We start from the raw sequence: 17758 nt of genomic DNA on the forward strand, positions 1-17758 counted from the left end.
ACGAAGCGCGCCCGCCCGGCGGTGCCGGGCGCGCGCCCGCTGTGCGCGAGTCGGCCTTGGCCGCCCGCCGCAGGAGCGGGCGCCAGGGCCTCGAAGGCGGCCCGGCTCAGCCCTCCTGCTCGCGGTGCACGTCGTGCACGACGATGCCGGCGCCATCGGGCGGCAGCTCCAGCCATTCCTGGCGCTTCAGCGTGCGCCGCGTGTCCTCGTAGCCGCTCTGCCAGTGCTCGCGCATCGAGGTGCCGGAGAACTCGTAGTCCTTGGCATGCCCCTCATAGGCCTTCTGCTGGTAGATGAGCTGCAGGATGGTGATCTCGGGCAGGTCGCTGAGCTCCGCCTTGAGCGCGCGCTCCTCGGCGGTGAGCGACTCGGCCGGTACCTTTTCGAGCGCGGTGAACAGCTTGCGCTTCAGGCCGTGCATGCGGCGGAACAGGTCGGTCGTATAGCGCGTGCGCGAGGAATACATGATGTCCTTGTGCCGGGCCATCACGTCCTGGATGTCGCGCGGCAGCGCCCCGCGCGAGGAGAACAGGTCGACCTGGAAGACCAGGGAATTGAGGCCGTCTTCCTGGTCGAGCAGGTGCTGCAGCGGCGTGTTGGAGACGATGCCGCCGTCCCAGAAATGATCCGTGCCGATCTTGATCATCGGCAGGGCCGGCGGCAGCGCGCCGCTCGCCATGACGTGCTCCGGCTCGATCGGCTCATGGGCATTGTCGAAATAGATGAAGTTGCCGCTCAGCACGTTCACCGCCCCGACCGAGAAGCGCATGGCCTGCTCGTTGATCAGCGAGAAGTCGACGAGCTCGTTCAGCGTCTCCTTCAAGGGCGCGCTGTCGTAATAGCTGGTGGCGCCCTGCGCGCCGGCAAAGTTCAGCCAGGGGCCCGGCCGGCGCGGCACGAAAAAGCCCGGCTGGCCGAGGCTCATCGTGACCAGCGAGGAGATGCCGTTGCGGGCTTGCCGGAAAACGTCGCCGTCGGGCGTATAGGCCCAGATCTTGCGGTCGGTGATGGTTTCCCAGAACTGGCGCAGCCGGTCGAGCCGACGCGCCGGAGAATTGCCGGCGATGATCGCGGCATTGATGGCGCCGATCGACACGCCGGACACCCAGTCCGGCTCGATGCCGGCTTCGTGCAGGGCCTGGTAGACGCCGGCCTGATAGGCTCCGAGCGCGCCACCGCCCTGCAGTACCAGCGCGACGCGGTCGCAGCGCTCCGGCCGCACGACGCGCGCGCCGGGCCGGGGCTGCGCGGCCCGTCCGCGGGCCGGTCGCCTCTGCCCCACAGCGGCCTCCGATACGGTTTCGATCCCGGTCGTCTTGGCATCCATGGCAGGCTCCTCCGCGCATCGCCCGCACGATGCCGCCGGCGTCTGACAGGCGCATGACGCAGTGCGAAAGGCCGGGCTCGGCACGTCACACTGATGTAGCGCAGGCCGGCCACAAACGACCGCGCCGCGCCCTTCCAAGATGCGTTTTCCGGGCCGGCCTTGCCCTCAAGGAGTGCTGCGATGCTTTCGGGAAAGACCGCCATCGTCACCGGTTCGACCAGCGGAATCGGGCTCGGCATCGCCACCGCGCTCGCGGCGGCGGGCGCGCGTCTCGTCATCAACGGACTCGGCGATGCCGCGGCGGTCGAGGCCGAGCGCGCGCGGCTCGCCGCCGACCATGGCGTCGAGGTCGCCTATAGCGGCGCCGACATGTCGAAGCCGGAAGAGATCGCCGGCATGATCGCGCTCGCCGAGGAGCGGTTCGGCGGCGTCGACATCCTCGTCAACAATGCCGGCATCCAGCATGTCGCGCCGATCGAGGAGTTCCCGGTGGTGAAATGGGACGCGATCATCGCCATCAACCTGACGAGCGCCTTCCACACCACGCGCCTCGCCGTGCCGGCCATGAAACGCAAGGGCTGGGGCCGAGTGATCAACATCGCCTCGGCCCATGCCCTGGTCGCCTCGCCGTTCAAGTCGGCCTATGTCGCCGCCAAGCACGGCATTGCCGGCCTGACCAAGACGGTCGCGCTCGAAGTCGCCGAGCACGGCATCACCGTCAACGCCATCTGCCCCGGCTATGTGATGACGCCGCTCGTCGAAAAGCAGATCCCGGAACAGGCGGCGGCCCGCGGCATTTCGGAAGATGCCGTGGTGCGCGACGTGCTGCTCGCAGCGCAGTCGACCAAGCGCTTCGTCGAGGTCAGCGAACTCGCAGCGCTCGCCGCCTTCCTGTGCTCGCCGGCCTCCGGTTCGATCACCGGCGCCATCCTGCCGGTCGACGGCGGCTGGACGGCCCATTGAGCCCCCAGCATCGCGCGGCCGCTACTCCGCTGCCGCGCGGTCATCCTCTTCCGCCACGCGGCCGGCGAGATGGCGGGCCGCGATATAGCCGAAGGTGAGCGCCGGCCCGAGCGTGATGCCGCCGCCCGGGTAGTTGCCGCCCATGATGCTCGCCATGTCGTTGCCGCTGGCATAGAGGCCGGGGATCGGCCGCCCGTCGCTGTCGAGCACGCGGGCGTCGCCGTCCGTGCGCAGGCCGGCGAAGGTACCGAGGTCGCCGACCACCACCTCCACCGCATAGAACGGCGCCTCGGCGATCGGCGCGAGGCACGGATTGGGCTTGACCTCGATATCGCCGTTGAACCGGTTATAGGCCGTCGAGCCCTTGCCGAAGGCATGATCCTCGCCCGTCGCCATGTCGCGATTCCAGGCGGCGACCGTCGTCTCCAGGCCGTGCGCGTCGATGCCGGCGGCTGCGGCGAGTTCGGCAAGCGTCCGTCCGGTCTTCAGGTAGCCCGAGCGGATCTGGCCGCCAAAGGGCACCGGAAAGGGTTTGACGAAGCCGAGCCCGTAGCGCTTCAGGAAGGGCCGGTCGACCACCAGGAAGGCGCGCGCCGGCTTGTCCTTTTCGCTCGCGGCGAACAGGGCCTGGCAGAAGTCGTGGTAGGAATTGGCCTCGTTGACGAAGCGCCGGCCGTTCGGCAGCACCGCGATCAGCCCCGGCTTCGCACGGTCGATGAAATGCGGGAAGACGCCCCAGCCTCCGCCCCGGCGCGGCACGCGCGACACCGGCACCCAGGCGGCGGCATTCGGATAGCCGTCCTCGACCCGCGCGCCGACGCTTTCGCCGAGCTTGAGGCCGTCGCCGGTATTGCCCGCGGGTGCCGGCGAGAAATGGCCGTCATTGGCGCGGTCGTGCGGAAACATGCGGCGGCGGCGCTCCATGTCCTGCGGGAAGCCGCCGGCCGCCAGCACCACGCCGCAGCGGGTCGCGACGGCCAGCCGCGTGCCTGCGCGCTCGACGACGGCGCCGGTCACCGCGCCGTTCGTCCTGACCAGGTCGACGACGGGCGCGTCGGTCCAGACGTCGACGCCGGCTTCCAGGGCGCTGAGGAACAGCCGGCCGGCCAGCGCATTGCCGTTGGTCAGCAGCATGCCCCGGCCGTTGAGGGCGAGATCGCGCGCATGCGCGGAGAGCCGGCCGGCGACATAGGCTGCCGACCGCAGCGAGCGCGTGACGTTGAAGAAGTGCTTCAGCTCCGGCCCTGACCCGATCATCAGGCCGACGAAGGTCAGTTCGGGCAGCGGCGGGCGCAGGCGCTTCAGCTCTGCCCCGAGCTCCTGGCCGTGGAAGTCACGCGCCTTGATCGACCGCCCGCCCGAGCGGCCGCCCGGCGCGGTCGGATGATAGTCGGAAAAGGCCGAGGCGGCCTCGAACTGCACCTTGGTCCTGGTCTCGAAGAAGTCGATCGCCTCGGGGCCGGTCTCGAGAAAGGCGTCGACGCACTCGGCATTGAAATGGTTGCCGGCCTCGTGGCGCAGATAGGCGCGGGCCGCCTCCGCCGTGTCCTCGATACCGTCCCGCCGCGACACCGGATTGTTGGGCACCCACATGAAGCCGCCCGACAGGGCCGTGGTGCCACCGACATGGCTCGCCTTCTCGGCGACGATCACCTTGAGCCCGCGGGCCGCGGCGGCCACCGCCGCAGCCAGGCCGCCGGCGCCCGATCCCACCACCAGCACGTCGCATTGCACCTGTCCGCCCGCCGGCGTCTTCGTCGTCACTGTCTCGGCCATCGCTTCACGTCTCGCTGCCGGCGCGCCGGAGCTGCGCGCGTCGTTCGTCCATCGCCACGCCCATATGGTGGCGGCGCTTGTCGAGCCAGGCGCCGTGGCGCACCGGCCAGGTGGAAAAATCCGGCTCGAGCCCGAGGGCCTCGCGGGCGCGGCGCGGCCAGTAGGGGTCGTTCAGCGCCTCGCGGCCGATCGCGACGAGATCGGCCGCGCCCGAGGCGAGCACCTCCTCGGCCTGTGGCGCATCGACGATCATGCCGACCGCCTGGGTGATGATGCCGGCGCCGCTGCGGACGGCTCGGGCGAAGTCGACCTGGAAGCCGAGTCCGCGCGGCACGGCGATGGTCCGCGTCTCCTCAGTGAGGCCGCCCGAGGACACGTCGACGACGTCAACGCCGCGGCGCTTCAGCTCGCGGGCGAAGGCGATCGAATCCGCAAGGCCCCAGCCGCCCTCGGCGCCGTCCACCGCTGAGATGCGGCAGAACAACGGCCGCTCGCCGGGCCAGGCGGTCCGCACGGCGGCCGCGACCTCGAGGCCGAAGCGCATGCGGCCGTCGAGATCACCACCGTAGCCGTCGGCGCGCCGGTTGGAGACCGGCGACAGGAAGCTTGCAACAAGGTAGCCGTGGCCGAAATGCAGTTCGACCGCATCGAAGCCGGCGCGCTCCGCCCGATGCGTCGCGGCGACGAAGGCGTCGATCGCCTGGGCAATGTCGTCCGGCGTCATCTCCTCCGGCGTGGTCCAGTCCGGCCCGGCGGCGAGCGCGCTCGGGCCGAACCGCCTCAGGCCCCCGCCGGCGAGCTCGTCGGGCGAGAAGGCCCTGCCGCCGTCCCACAGGGCGTGGCTGCCGGCCTTGCGCCCGGCATGGGCAAGCTGCACGCCGATGAGGCTGCCCTGGCCATGGACGAAATCGACCACCCGCCGCATCGGTGCGACATGGGTATCCGACCAGAGGCCGAGATCGCGCACGCCGATGCGCGCCTGCCGTGCCACGGCCGTGCTTTCGGTGAGGATCAGGCCGGCGCCGCCAAGCGCGAACTTGCCGAGATGGACGAGATGCCAGTCGGTCGCATGTCCATCGTCCGCCGCATGCTGGCACATGGGCGAAATGACGATGCGGCTGGCCAGCGTCCGGCCGCGCAGGGCGAGCGGCGTGAGCAGCCGCGGCAGGGCCGGCGGCGTCCCGTCAGACGACACGGTGCACCTCGACGAGGAAGGTGGTGATCTCCGCGATGAAGTCGAGCGCGTGGCGCTGCGACCGCTCGGCCGCCGGCGAGCGGAAGGCCGCGGTCAGGTCGGACTCGGAGCGGAACCACATCTCGACGATGCCGTCGATCGGCAGCGCCGCATAGGGCGCCGCGACGCCGGGGGCGCTTTCGCGTGCCGTGACGAGCGTCTGGGTATAGCCGGCAAGGTTCGGAAAGGCGGCGACCAGCGGCGCATGCACCCGGCCCCACTCGTCTGCAAAGCGCGCGGCGTCGATGTCGTCGCGGCGGCGCAGGATGGACATGCGCTTGATCAGCGGCCCGGCATCCGGCGGGCGCGGCACGACCACCGTCTGGGTGCCGACGACGACCTTGGTGTCGGCGACGAAATGCGGCGAATCCTCCGCGACCGGGCGATAGGCGGGCGAACCGATCGCGGCCTGCATGGCCGCGGCGTCCGCGAACCAGAGCTCGGACAGGCCGTCGAGCGCCCAGGCGCCGCGCGCATGGTCGATGGCGAGCTGGCGCCGGTCGACGACATGGTTCTGGCAATAGCCGGCAAGGCCCGGCAGGCGGGCGGCGAGCGGCCCGTGGACCTCGCGCCAGTGGCGCCGGAACGCCGCGTTCGGGAGATCGCTCCTGGCGGTGAGCAGTCCCATGCGTACGATCATCGGCCTCTCCTCAAAGCGCGAGATAGCCGCCATCGACCACGAGCGTCGTGCCGGTGACGTAGCTCGCCATGGCCGAGGCGAGGAAGACCACCGGCCCGACCAGCTCCTCCGGCTCGCCGTACCGGCCCATGGGAATGCGGGCGAGGAAGCGTTCGGAACGGGCGGGGTCGAGCCGGGTCGCCTCGGTCATGGCGGTGGCGAAGGTGCCGGGGGCGATGGCGTTGACCCGGACGCCGTCGCGCGCGAGCTCGTGCGCCATGCTCTGGGTCAGCGCCTTCACGCCCGCCTTCGAGACGGGGTAGCTGACCGACGTCGCCGTCGAGACGAACGAGGCGATCGAGGCGATGTTGATGATGCTGCCGCGCGTCGCCCTGACCTGATCGAGGAAGGCGCGGGAGACATTGAGCGTGCCGGTGAGATTGATCGCCATCGCATCGTTCCACAGCCGCTCGAGATCCGGGCTGTCGATGCCGTGGCGCGGGCAGATGCCGGCATTGTTGACGAGGATCGATACCTGGCCGAGAGCACCGGCGACGACACCGGCCAGCGCCCTGCCCTCGGCGGCGTCGGCCACGTCGAGCCTATAGGCTTCGGCCCGGCCGCCTGCCTCGCGGATCGCGGCCGCCGTGCGCCCCGCGCTCTCAAGCGAGATGTCGGTGACCGCAACCGCCGCGCCCTCGCGGGCAAGCCCCTTCGCGATGGCCTCGCCATTGCCCTGGCCAGCCCCGGTTACGACAGCAATCCGCCCTTCGAGCAGCATGGCTTCAGGTTTCCTCTCGCATGAGCTCCGGCCGTCCGCCCTCTCGATATCCGGGGCCATTTGCCGCATCGGCCGGTTACGCCCAACAAATATTCATAGAGCGAGCGCATTCGCAAGAGACGAATCCAAGCAGGTCGAATTTGTCGGTTGCGTAGCGTTTCGCCCATTGCTAACAACTGGTCATCCGACCCATCGCCAGAACAAGAACCGGCGGTCGGACCAGGGAGAAACCAGCCGGATCACCGCTCTGCGCGGGTGCCGGCGCCAATGTTCCGGTCCGAATCCGAACCGTCCCAGCGATGCGCCCGGACGACGACGAGCCGGACACGCGGCAGGAGGAGGAAACATGACCCATCCCACCCATTCGAACGGGACACCGAGCCGCCGCGACGTCGCCCGCGGGGCGCTGGCGGCGGCGCTCGCCGCGCCGGCCCTCACGCTCGCCAGCCGCGCGGCCGCGCAAGGCGGCGGCGACATCAAGATCGGCTTCAACGGCGATCTCTCGGCCTCGCCCTCGGCCCAGTCGGGGCGCGCCGCCGTGGTCGGCATCCAGGCAGCCATGGAAGACCTGCAGCGCCAGGGCGGCGTCCTCGGCCGCAACTTCTCGCTGACGATCCGGGACGACCTGTCGCAGCCGCCCAAATCGATCCAGAACATGAGCGACCTGATCGACAACGAGAAGGTCGTGGCGGTGTTCGGACCGACCAATTCCGGCAATGCGCTGGCCTGGCGCCATATCCCCAACCAGAAGCGCATCCCCGTCATGGGTTGCATCGGCTCGGCCACCGACATCACCAAGGCGATGAGCGCGGGCACCGACAACTACATGTTCCGCGTCGGCAGCGTCGACCGCACGCAGGTCGTCGCCCTGATGGGCTATGCCAAGAAGAGCCCGAACGCCAAGCGCATCGGCTTCCTGACCGAAACCACCGGCTACGGCCAGGGCGGCCTGAAGGACCTGCAGGAGGTGGCGCAGGCGCAGGGCATGAACGTCGTCGCCAACGAGAAGTTCAACGTCGCCGATACCGACATGACCTCGCAGCTCGCCAAGCTGAAGACGGCCGGCGTCGACACCGCCCTCGTCTGGGCGCAGGGCACGCCGATCGGCCAGCTCATGCGCAGCATGGACAAGATCGGCTATTTCCCGGTCACGCTGACGAGCTGGGCCGCCGACAATCTGAGCTTCATCAACGCCTCCGGCCCGGCTCTTGCCGAAAAGCCGATCTTCCTGCGCACCGTCTCCGAAGACCGCACGCCGCGGCAGCAGGCGCTGTTCGACCGGATCAGGCCGAAGCTCGATGCCGATTCCGCCTTCTCCTTCGCCGTCCACGGCTATGACTGCACGCTGCTGCTCGCCCGCGCGATCCAGCAGGCGGGCTCGACGGAAGGGCCGAAGGTGCGTGCGGCGCTCGAAAATCTCGACGGCAGCCACGAAGGCTACGCCAAGACCTATTCCAAGCCCTTCACGACGACCAATCACGACGCGCTCGGCGCCGCCGACCAGCGCTGGACCTGCTGGCGTGGGGCTAAGCTCGCCGCCTATCGCGACGAGATCATCGACGGCCTGAAGGCGGAAGACTTCAAGGGCTGATCGGCTCGCCGTGTCCAAGACGCCCTGCCGCCCTTGGCGGCAGGGCTTGCCGCCCCACCCCGGCGCCGCCGGCGTCCCTGCCAGGAAGGCTTACTGGTGCTTTCGACTCTCCTCCAGGCCCTGGTCAGCGGCCTCGCCATCGGCGGCATCTATGCGCTGATCGCGCTCGGCTTCAGCATCACCTTCACCACCACCAAGACGCTGAACTTCGCCCAGGGCGAATTCATCGGCGTCGGCGCCTTCCTGGGGGTGACGGTGCTCTATCTCATCAGCACCGGCAGCTTTTCCGGCCATGGCCTCGGTCCGGCGGCCTCGGCCGGACTGAACTTCCCCGCCGCGGCGATCGCGGTCGGCGCCGTCATGGGCCTCCTCGGCATCCTGCTGTTCATCACCGCCGTGCAGCCCTTCGCCGGCAAGCCCGGCATGTCCTGGATCATGAGCACGATCGGCTTCGGCACGATCCTGCAGAGCCTCGGCCTCGCCGTCTGGGGGCCGGCACCGGTCAACGTGCCCTCGCCCTTCGGCGACGACGTGATGCGCTTCGCCGGCATCGGCGTCAGGCCGCAGGAGATCCTCGTCCTCGTCGTGGCGATCGTGCTGATGGTCGGGCTCGACGTCGTGATGCGCCGCACCCGGCTCGGCAAGGCGATGCGCGCCGTCGCCCACAGTCCGTCGGTCGCGGCCCTGATGGGCATCAACGTGACCGCCGTCATGCTCGGCGCCTTCGCCCTGTCCAGCCTGCTCGCCGGCATCGGCGGCCTGATGGTCGCGCCGATCTCCTCAGCCTCGCTGTTCCTCGGCATGGGCATCGCGCTCAAGGGCTTTTCCGGCGCGATCCTCGGCGGCCTCGACAATCCACGCGGCTGCATTCTCGGCGGGTTCATGCTCGGCCTGATGGAAGCCGGCATCGCGCTGTGGCAGGCGCAATGGCGCGAAATCGTCATCTTCCTCCTGATCATCCTGGTGCTGGCGATCTTCCCGAACGGGCTGTTCGGCTCGCGCGCCCTGGACAAGGTCTGACGGCGATGCGCCATCTCCTCGTCGCGACCGCCATCGCCCTCGCCGCCGGCCTCATGGTGCTGGCCACGGCCAACGACTTCTACCTGCGCATCCTGTTCTCGGCCGCAGTCTATTTCCTGTGCGCCACCGGCATGAACGTGCTGCTCGGCTTTGCCGGCCAGAAATCGCTCGGCCAGGCCGGCCTGTTCGCCGCGGGCGCCTATACGGTGGCGCTCGGCACCACCACATTCGACCTCGGCCCATGGACGGCGCTCGCCGCCGCCGCCATCGTCTCGGCGGTCTTCGGCGTGCTGATCGCCGCGCCGTCGCTGCGCGTGCGCGGCCCGAGCCTCGCCATGGTGACGCTCGCCTTCGGCGTCGTCGTCGAAAAGCTGGTCACGGAAGCCTCCGACCTGTTCGGCGGCGCCATGGGCATCTATGCGATCAAGCCGCTGACGCTCGCCGGCGAGCCGTTCACCATGGCCCAATGGGTCTGGTTCGCCATCATCCTCGGCCTCGTCGTGCACCTTCTCCTGCGCAACGCGCTGACCGGGCGCTTCGGCCGGGCGCTGCTGTCGATCCAGGCCGACGAGGTCGCCGCCAGCGCCATGGGCGTGCCGGTGCTGCGCTACAAGGTGCTGGCCTTCGTCATCGCCGCGGTGACCTGCGGCCTCGCCGGCGCGCTGGTGGCCCAGCAGAACCAGTACATCAATTCCGATTTCATCACCTTCAACCTGTCGGTCTTCATCCTGCTCACCGTGCTGTTCGGCGGCGCCGGGACGCTGATCGGCCCGCTGCTCGGCGCCGTGACGCTGACGGCGCTTTCGGCCTTCCTCGCGCGCTGGTCCTGGATCGAGCATTTCGTCAACGGCGCACTGCTGCTGTTTGCGCTCTATGTCATGCCGCAGGGCCTTGCCGGCGTGCTTTCCGGCCTGTCGCGGCGCATCTTCGGCGCGCCCGCCGCCGCCGGCGCCCCGCCCCTCGCCCCCTACCTGCCGGTCCGGCCGGCGACCGAGGCCAACGAAACACCCCTGCTCACCGCCTCGGGCGTGTCGAAATCCTATGGCGGCGTGAAGCCGGCGCGCGACATCGACGCGGTGCTCACCAAGGGCCACATCCATGCGCTGATCGGCCCGAACGGGGCGGGAAAGAGCACCTTCATCAACATGGTCACCGGCATCGTCCGGCCGGACGAGGGCCGCATCCTGTTCCGCGGTGCCGACCTCGGACGACAGGCGACCCATGCCATCTGCCGCGCCGGCATTGCCCGCACCTTCCAGAATCTCAGGTTGTTCCGCGACCTCTCGGTGACCGACAACGTGCTCGTCGGCCAGCATGGCCGCATGCCCAACGGCTTTCTTGCCTCGCTGATCGGCCTGCCCGCGGCGCAGCGCGCCGAGCGGGCGGCGCGCGAGCGGGTCGCCCGCATCCTCGCCTTTCTCGATCTGACCGACGTCGCCGCCGCACCCGCCGGCAGCCTCGCCTACGGCCTGCAGCGGCGCGTCGAGCTGGCCCGCGCGCTCGCGACCGAACCGGACATCCTGCTGCTCGACGAACCGGCCGCGGGCCTCAACCCGCAGGAGACCGAAGCGCTCGGCCGGCTGCTCCTGCGCATCCGCGACCAGGGCATCACCATCCTGCTGGTCGAGCACCACATGGATCTCGTCATGGCGATTTCCGACCACGTCATCGTGCTCGACTACGGCACCAAGATCGCCGAGGGGCCGCCGCAGACGGTGCAGCGCGACCCACGCGTGGTGGCCGCCTATCTCGGCGTCGATGAAAACGATGAAGCCGGTGCCGCCGTGCTCGACCACGCGGACGGGAGGTGAGCATCATGCTGACGCTCGAAGCCGTCTCGGTCTTCTACGGCCCGATCCAGGCGGTGTCGGCGGCGGATATCGCCGTCGGCGAAGGCCAGGTCGTGGCGATCGTCGGGGCCAACGGCGCCGGCAAGAGCACGCTCCTGAAGGCGATCGCGGGTCTCGCCATGCCGAGATCCGGCCGGATCCGCTTCCGCGGCGAGGACATCACGACGCTCGCCCCGCACAAGCGGGTGAAGGCGGGCATCGCGCTCTCCCCCGAGGGGCGTCAGGTGTTCCCCGACCAGAGCGTACGCGACAATCTCGAGCTCGGCGCCTATTCGCGCCGGCTAGGCGCGGCCGAGCTCGCGCGGGCGATCGATGCCCAGTTCGAGATGTTCCCCCGCCTCGCCGAGCGGCGCGACCAGCCGGCCGTGACCCTGTCGGGCGGCGAGCAGCAGATGCTGGCCATCGCGCGGGCGCTGATGGGCGAGCCGAAGCTGCTGCTGATGGACGAGCCCTCGCTCGGCCTCGCGCCGCTGATCATCAAGGAGATCTTCGCGACCATCCGGCGGCTGCGCGAGGCCGGCATGACCATCCTGCTGGTCGAACAGATGGCCAATCTCGCCCTCGGCGTCGCCGACCAGGCCTATGTGCTCGAAACCGGCCGCATCGTGCTCGCAGGCAGTGGCCGCGACATGCTGGAAAATGAACGGGTCAGGGCCGCCTATCTCGGCGGAGCGCATTGAGGCGAATAGCAAGTAGTCGAGCACCCTCTTCGACCACTCCCACTCGCAATTCGCCACTCGCGCGCTCTAGCGTGACCGCCGCGTCGGGCGGGCGAATGGCAGGGCGCGCTCGACCAGGTCGGCACGCATCCGCCCGAAGCCGAAGGGCAGGATCGGCGCGGCCGCGTCGTCTCCGGGGCGTTCCGGCCGGAAGCCAAGATTGGCCGAGAGGTTCTCGGCGAAGCGGCGCACGAACAGTGCCTGCTCGCTGTCGCCCTTGACGATCAGGTCTGCCGCCGGTCCGATCAGCGTGATGGCGAACTGGACCTGGCCGCTGTGGTCGAGCACCGGTGCGCTGACCGCATTGATGCCGGGCACCGGTATGCCCTCCGTGGTGGCGAAGCCGCGCCGGCGGATCTCGTCGAAATCGGCGGCCATGCGCTCGCGCTGCTGCCGCGCCGGGCCCGAGCGGCCGGCATCGAGCTCCTTTTCGATCAGCGGCCCGACGATCTCCTCGGGCAGGAAGGCGGCGAACAGGCGGCCGGTCGCCGTGCCCGTCACCGTATAGCCGGCGCCGACCCTCAGATTGACGTGGACCGGGCGGACCGATTCCTCGACATCGATGATGGTCGGGCCATGGCTGCCCCAGACGGTGACCGTAACCATCAGCCCGGTCTCCGCGGCGAGTTCCACCGCAGCCTGGCTCGCCATGCGCAACGGCACATGCTCGCGCATGCGCGTCAGCCCGAGCTGCAGCGCGAAGGGACCGAGCAGGTAGCGCCCGCTCGCCGCGTCCTGGTCGACGAGGCCGATCTTGCGGAAGCTGACGAGATAGGCATGAGCCTGCGCCGAGGTCACCTTGGCCATGGCCGCGAGGTCGCGCAGCATGGCCGGCTTGCCAAGCTCGACCATGGCGGCGAGCAGGCGGCCGCCCACCTCGATCGATTGAACGCCCCTGCCCTCTGGAAGCCTTTTGATCATGCCTCGTATCCTTACGAGGAACCGAGGCCAAAAGCCAGTGCCGCCAACGGCTTGCATGGGCCGCCCTGCCGAAACGGGCGGCCGGGCGGCGGCGGCCTAGCCCTGCCTGGCGGCGAGCGCCAGCCAGTCGCGCACCCGCTGGTCGGGATCGGCATGGCGCGTGACGTCGCTGACGACGGCGATCGAATCGGCACCGCTCGCGTAGACATCGGGCGCCCGTTCCAGGGTGATGCCGCCGATCGCCACCAGCGGGATCGCGCCGACGCGCTTCTTCCAGGTGCGGATGCGCTCCAGGCCCTGCGGCCCGAACCGCATGACCTTGATGGTGGTCTCGTAGATCGGGCCGAGCGCCACATAGTCGGGGGCATGGTCGAGCGCGACGTCGAGCTCGTCGTCGTCATGGGTCGACAGGCCGAGGGTCAGGCCGGCGCGGCGGATCGCCGGGACGTCGGCGCCGGCGAGATCCTCCTGCCCGAGATGAACATGTTCGGCACCGGCATCGATCGCCGCCTGCCACCAGTCGTTGACCACCAGCTTGGTCGATGTGCCGCGGGTCACGGCGAGCGCCGAACGGACAAGGGCGGTCGCCGCAGCGAGATCAAGGTCCTTGGCGCGCAGTTGCACCGTGCCCACGCCGAGGGCGACGAGCCGTTTCAGCCAATCGATGCTGTCGATGACGGGGTAGAAGCGATCAGGATAGGTCATGCCAAAACGGTGTCCCGACGACCGGGGTGGAGGGAGAGGCAAAATCGCGCGGGGCCATCAGCCCCGCCGCGTGTGCGGTATAGCCGGCCTCGACCGCCAGACGGAAGGCCTTGGCCATGGCGACGGGATCGGCCGCCTTGGCGATGGCGGTGTTGAGCAGCACCGCATCGAAGCCGATCTCCAGCGCTTCCGCTGCATGGGAGGGCGCGCCGAGCCCGGCATCGACCACCAGCGTCACGTCGGGCAGGCGCTGACGCATCAGCTCCAGCGCCTTGCGGTTGGTGATGCCGCGCGCGCTGCCGATGGGCGAAGCCCAGGGCATGATCACGCGGCAGCCGACATCGGCGAGCCGCATGGCGACGCCGAGATCCTCGGTCGTATAGGGAAACACCTCGAAGCCGTCGCGCACGAGCTCGTCGGCCGCCGCCACCAGGCCGATCACGTCGGGCTGCAGCGTTTCGTCGTCGGCGATGACCTCCAGCTTGATCCAGGGCGTGTCGAACAGTTCGCGGGCGAGCCGCGCGGTGGTGACGGCGTCGCGCACGGTCCGGCAGCCCGCCGTATTCGGCAGCACTGCGACGCCGAGCTCCTCGATCAGCGACCAGAACTGCCGGCCGGTGCCACCACCGGCGCTTTCCCGGCGCACCGAGACGGTGACGATCTCGGCGCCCGACGCGCGGATGGCCTGCTGCATGATGGCGGGCGAAGGATAGAGCGCCGTGCCGACCATCATGCGCGACGTGCAGTCGCGCCCATAGAAGCTCACCATGGCCTCATCCTCCCTGGCGCGGCGTGATGATCTCGATCTCGTCGCCGTCCTTGAGCGCGGCCTCGGCCCAGATCCGGCGCGGCACGACCTCGTGATTGACGGCGATCGCCAGATGCCGGTGCTCGAATTCGAGCTCGTCGAGCAGGACGGCGAGCGTCGCCGCCGATGTCTCGGTGCGTTCGCCGTTGACGATCAGGATCATGCCAGGATCTCCTCGAGGATCGGATGCGCATTCAGGATGTCAGGGGCAGCCGCTGGCCGCGCGACGAGCCCCAGCGTCAGCTCGGCCAAGGCCGGGGCGATGAGAAAACCATGCCGATAGAGGCCGTTGACGGAAATGATGCGGCCATGGCGCGCAATGCGCGGGCGATTGTCGGGAAAGGCCGGCCGCAGCGCGGCGCCGAGCTCGACGATGCGCGCCTCGGCGAAGGCGGGATGCAGCGCATAGGCCGCCGACATCAGTTCCAGGGCCGATCGCAAGGAAACGCCGGTGCCTTCAGTCTCGATCGTGGTGGCGCCGATCAGGAAGCGGTTCTCGGCCCGCGGCACCACATAGAGCGGCCAGCGCGGATGCAGCAGGCGGACCGGCCGCGACAGCGTGATCTCGCCGGTTTCGACCAGGACCGTCTCGCCCTTGACGCCGCGCAGGCCCGAAGCCGGCGCGCGTGCCGCCTCGTCCCGCGCCGCGAGCCCGCGGCAGTCGATCACCCAGCCCCCGGCCGCGAGGCCTTCGATCTCCCCCGGCGCGCGCGCGGCGCCGAACCGGATTTCGGCTCCGGCTTCCGTGATCAGGCGGCGCAGGACGGGCATGACCCGCCGCGGCTCGACATGCCCTTCTCCCGCGAAGAACAGGCCCTCGCGGAAACGGCCTTCGAGCGCCGGCTCGAGCGCGGCGAGAGCTGCCGCATCGAGCCGCCGGTGCTGGTCGGTCATGGCGGCGAAACGCTCGAAATCGGCCCGGTCGCGGCTATGTGCGACGACCAGCGACCCCTCGAGAGCGACATCGGGAAGCGCCGCGCGCCAAAGCGCGAGAGACCGGCTGCCGAGGGCGACGATGACATCTTCGGCCGCCTCGCGTTCGCACCAGGGCGCCAGCATGCCGCCGGCCCAATGGCTGGTGCTCGCCGCCATCCCGCCGTCGCCGCGCTCGTAGAGCGTCACGGCATAGCCGGCCCGGGCAAAGGTCAAGGCCTGCCAGAGCCCGGCAATGCCGGCCCCGACGATGCTGATATCAGGCTTGCGCGTCGACGACGGTGCAACGTCCATCCCTGTCCCTCCGCCGGCATGATCCGGATCAGGTTCAAGGGTCGCCGCCGATGTCGCAGCCTCTCAGCCCCCCGCGTGGGGCTCCCCTCAGAGTGAACCCCGAATCTGCGCGCCTTGCCCCGACCCGTCAAGTCCTGCGGCTGGACAAGACCATGCGGGTCGCGAGACCATGGCTGCACTGCAATGGGGGCGCCGATGCCGAGCGACTGTCGCGGACTTGCGGTTACCTGCGCCTCGGAGGCCGCGGCCGCCGCCTTCGACCATGCCGTCGCGGGCTATCTCGGCTACCGGCTCGATACCGCCGCGCGGGTCGCGGCCTGTCTCGATCTCGACCCCGGCTTCTGCCTCGGCCAGGTCCTGCGCGGCTATCTGACGCTCGCCGCTTTCAACCAGGCGACCGTGCCGGCCGCGCGCGAGGCTCTGGCCGCGGCCGAGGCGGCGTCGGCCGCCGCCACGCCTCGCGAAAAGGCCCATGTCGCGGCGCTCGACGCCTGGGTCGACGGCCGCCTCGACGAGCTGCTGGCGCGCTGGGAGGCGATCGTCAGGGACCATCCCAGGGATGTGCTGGCCTTCCGCCTGCACCATTTCAACGCCTTCTGGCTCGGCCGGCCGGAACAGATGCTCAGCCTTGTCGAGGCGGCGTTGCCGCAATGGGACCTCGGCCTGCCCGGACGAGGCGCCATGCTCGCCTGCCGCGCCTTCGCCAACGAGGAATGCGGCAACTACACGGTGGCGGAGAATGCCGGCCGCGAAGCCATCGCGCTCGACCCCGGCGATATCTGGGCAACCCATGCGGTGGCTCACGTCCTGGAAATGCAGGGCCGGCGCAGCGAAGGCATCGGTCTGCTCGGCGCGCTCGAACCGCACTGGCAGGGCGGCAACAATCTGCTGCATCACCTGTGGTGGCATCGCGCGCTCTATCACCTGGAACGCGAGGAGTTCGGCGAGGTCCTGGCGCTCTACGACCGGGGCTTCCGCAATCTCGCCTCGCCGCTCGTCGCTGCGCAGCCGGACCTCTATATCGACATCCAGAACGCCGCCTCGATGCTGTTCCGCCTGACCCTGCTGGATGTCGATGTCGGCGATCGCTGGGGCGAGCTCGCCGACAAGGCGGAGGGCCGCATCGGCGATTGTCTCAACCCCTTCACCCTGCCGCACTGGATGATGGCGCTGGTTCATACTGGCCGCTTCCAGGCCGCCGAGGCCTTCCTTGCCGCGCTCGACCGCGCGGCGGCTGCGACCGGCACGATCGGCGATCTGGTGCGCCGCTATGCCCGGCCGGTGTCGGCCGCGGTGCTCGCCCATGGCCGCGGACGCCATCACGAGGCGGTGGAGCTGATGCGCCCGGCGCTCGGCGGCATGTACCGGCTGGGCGGCAGCCACGCCCAGCAGGATGTGCTGGAACAGCTGTTCGCCGACGCCGCCGTCAAGGCAGGCGCCAAGGCCGATGTGAGGCTGATGCTGGAGCGCCTGGCCGGACGCCATCCGCTGCCGCCCGAGCGGCGCATCGGTTATCGCCGACTGCTGTCCTGACCGCCGATCAGGTCGCCGCCGCGGCCCGGCGCGGCCTGCGGATCGCCCGCAAGACGCCGCTCTCGCCGCCGCCACAGAACAGCCGGTCGGCACCGTCGGCTTCGAGCCCGGAAACCATCATGCCCTTGGGCATGTCGATCGCCTCGCGCACTTCGCCGGTCCGCGGATCGGCCCGGCGCACGTCGCTGTCCTCGCCCTCCCAGGTACCGTACCAGAGCTCGCCCTGCACGAAGGTCACGCCGGTGACGAAGCGGTTCGCCTCGATGGTGCGCAAGACCTCCCCCGTCTGCGGATCGACCTGGTGGATACGACGCTGCCTGTACTGACCGACCCAGAGCGTGCCTTCGGCCCAGGCGAGGCCTGAATCGCCGCCCCCGCCGGGAGCGGGGATCGTCGCCAGGACCTTGCCGGTCCCCGGATCGACCTTGTGGATCCTGTCTTCGGCGATCTGGAACAGATGCCGGCCGTCGAAAGCGGTGCCGGCATCGGCCGCGACCGCGAGCGTGCGCACCGTGCGCCCGTCCTCGGGATCGAGAGCGTTCAGCCGGTCGCCCGAAGCGAACCAGACGTGGCGGCCGTCGAAGGTCACGCCATGCACGGCCGCGACATCGTCGAACGGGCCATATTCGCGCAGGATTTCGGCTTGAGACCGTTTCATGTGTCACCTCGCAGCAATCGGCCGGC

The 17758-nt window shown here is 69.8% G+C and carries 17 protein-coding genes and 1 riboswitch; of the genes, 6 read left to right on the plus strand and 11 right to left on the minus strand.

The genetic code is table 11. The features are described 5' to 3' along the window. Nucleotides 1-106 precede the first annotated feature (106 nt). Nucleotides 107-1327, minus strand: coding sequence for a patatin-like phospholipase family protein (locus OZ671_RS06245; protein WP_268859935.1), 1221 nt, complete (start codon nucleotides 1325-1327; stop codon nucleotides 107-109). Nucleotides 1328-1507: 180 nt separating this feature from the next. Between OZ671_RS06245 and OZ671_RS06250 the strand changes: the two genes are divergently transcribed. Next, nucleotides 1508-2290 (plus strand): 3-hydroxybutyrate dehydrogenase, encoded by a 783-nt coding sequence (locus tag OZ671_RS06250; protein ID WP_268859936.1) that lies wholly within the window; start codon nucleotides 1508-1510, stop codon nucleotides 2288-2290. Nucleotides 2291-2311: 21 nt separating this feature from the next. Here OZ671_RS06250 and OZ671_RS06255 read toward each other — a convergent pair whose 3' ends face one another. Genes OZ671_RS06255 through OZ671_RS06270 form a run of 4 tightly spaced genes read right to left on the minus strand, consistent with a single transcriptional unit; the run spans nucleotide 2312 to nucleotide 6700 of the window. Further along, entirely contained in the window at nucleotides 2312-4066 is a 1755-nt protein-coding gene (locus tag OZ671_RS06255) for an FAD-dependent oxidoreductase (protein WP_268859937.1), read from the minus strand. 4 nt (nucleotides 4067-4070) lie between these two features. After that, on the minus strand, nucleotides 4071-5261 hold the full coding sequence (locus tag OZ671_RS06260; protein ID WP_268859938.1) for an NADH:flavin oxidoreductase/NADH oxidase: 1191 nt from the start codon (nucleotides 5259-5261) through the stop codon (nucleotides 4071-4073). After that, nucleotides 5251-5940 (minus strand): EthD family reductase, encoded by a 690-nt coding sequence (locus OZ671_RS06265; protein ID WP_268859939.1) that lies wholly within the window; start codon nucleotides 5938-5940, stop codon nucleotides 5251-5253. The genes OZ671_RS06260 and OZ671_RS06265 overlap by 11 nt, the downstream gene beginning before the upstream one ends. 10 nt (nucleotides 5941-5950) lie before the next feature. Continuing rightward, on the minus strand, nucleotides 5951-6700 hold the full coding sequence (locus OZ671_RS06270) for an SDR family NAD(P)-dependent oxidoreductase (protein WP_268859940.1): 750 nt from the start codon (nucleotides 6698-6700) through the stop codon (nucleotides 5951-5953). 346 nt (nucleotides 6701-7046) lie between these two features. Here OZ671_RS06270 and OZ671_RS06275 point away from each other — a divergent pair, with 346 nt between their 5' ends. The 4 genes from OZ671_RS06275 to OZ671_RS06290 all read left to right on the plus strand — a co-directional run bounded on the left by OZ671_RS06275 (nucleotide 7047) and on the right by OZ671_RS06290 (nucleotide 11841). Continuing rightward, a complete protein-coding gene (locus tag OZ671_RS06275) occupies nucleotides 7047-8291 on the plus strand; it encodes an ABC transporter substrate-binding protein (protein WP_268859941.1) in 1245 nt (414 codons plus the stop codon). A gap of 96 nt (nucleotides 8292-8387) precedes the next feature. Beyond that, nucleotides 8388-9311 (plus strand): branched-chain amino acid ABC transporter permease, encoded by a 924-nt coding sequence (locus tag OZ671_RS06280; protein WP_268859942.1) that lies wholly within the window; start codon nucleotides 8388-8390, stop codon nucleotides 9309-9311. A 5-nt stretch (nucleotides 9312-9316) separates the two neighbouring features. Then, nucleotides 9317-11122, plus strand: coding sequence for a branched-chain amino acid ABC transporter ATP-binding protein/permease (locus tag OZ671_RS06285; RefSeq protein ID WP_268859943.1), 1806 nt, complete (start codon nucleotides 9317-9319; stop codon nucleotides 11120-11122). Nucleotides 11123-11127: 5 nt separating this feature from the next. Beyond that, on the plus strand, nucleotides 11128-11841 hold the full coding sequence (locus tag OZ671_RS06290; protein ID WP_038314185.1) for an ABC transporter ATP-binding protein: 714 nt from the start codon (nucleotides 11128-11130) through the stop codon (nucleotides 11839-11841). A 66-nt stretch (nucleotides 11842-11907) separates the two neighbouring features. On the opposite strand, the gene OZ671_RS06295 is transcribed toward OZ671_RS06290, so the two are convergent. The 5 genes from OZ671_RS06295 to OZ671_RS06315 all read right to left on the minus strand — a co-directional run bounded on the left by OZ671_RS06295 (nucleotide 11908) and on the right by OZ671_RS06315 (nucleotide 15541). Continuing rightward, nucleotides 11908-12801 carry an IclR family transcriptional regulator gene (locus OZ671_RS06295; RefSeq protein WP_268859944.1) on the minus strand — a complete coding sequence of 298 codons (894 nt, stop codon included), beginning with the start codon at nucleotides 12799-12801 and terminating at the stop codon, nucleotides 11908-11910. Nucleotides 12802-12897: 96 nt separating this feature from the next. Next, a complete protein-coding gene (locus tag OZ671_RS06300) occupies nucleotides 12898-13506 on the minus strand; it encodes a thiamine phosphate synthase (protein WP_268859945.1) in 609 nt (202 codons plus the stop codon). Beyond that, nucleotides 13493-14275 (minus strand): thiazole synthase, encoded by a 783-nt coding sequence (locus OZ671_RS06305; RefSeq protein ID WP_268859946.1) that lies wholly within the window; start codon nucleotides 14273-14275, stop codon nucleotides 13493-13495. The genes OZ671_RS06300 and OZ671_RS06305 overlap by 14 nt, the downstream gene beginning before the upstream one ends. Before the next feature lie 4 nt (nucleotides 14276-14279). Next, entirely contained in the window at nucleotides 14280-14477 is a 198-nt protein-coding gene (gene thiS, locus OZ671_RS06310; protein WP_268859947.1) for a sulfur carrier protein ThiS, read from the minus strand. Further along, nucleotides 14474-15541 (minus strand): FAD-dependent oxidoreductase, encoded by a 1068-nt coding sequence (locus tag OZ671_RS06315; RefSeq protein WP_268859948.1) that lies wholly within the window; start codon nucleotides 15539-15541, stop codon nucleotides 14474-14476. The genes thiS and OZ671_RS06315 overlap by 4 nt, the downstream gene beginning before the upstream one ends. Beyond that, nucleotides 15530-15639, minus strand: a riboswitch (TPP riboswitch). It overlaps the preceding gene by 12 nt. A 97-nt stretch (nucleotides 15640-15736) precedes the next feature. Here OZ671_RS06315 and OZ671_RS06320 point away from each other — a divergent pair. Then, the gene (locus OZ671_RS06320; protein WP_268859949.1) at nucleotides 15737-17074 is read left to right on the plus strand and encodes a tetratricopeptide repeat protein; all 1338 of its coding nucleotides are present in this window, start codon (nucleotides 15737-15739) and stop codon (nucleotides 17072-17074) included. A 7-nt stretch (nucleotides 17075-17081) separates the two neighbouring features. Here OZ671_RS06320 and OZ671_RS06325 read toward each other — a convergent pair whose 3' ends face one another. Beyond that, entirely contained in the window at nucleotides 17082-17732 is a 651-nt protein-coding gene (locus OZ671_RS06325) for a Vgb family protein (protein ID WP_268859950.1), read from the minus strand. Nucleotides 17733-17758 lie beyond the last annotated feature (26 nt).

The sequence above is a fragment of the Phreatobacter sp. AB_2022a genome (assembly GCF_026847585.1).
Lineage (GTDB): Bacteria > Pseudomonadota > Alphaproteobacteria > Rhizobiales > Phreatobacteraceae > Phreatobacter.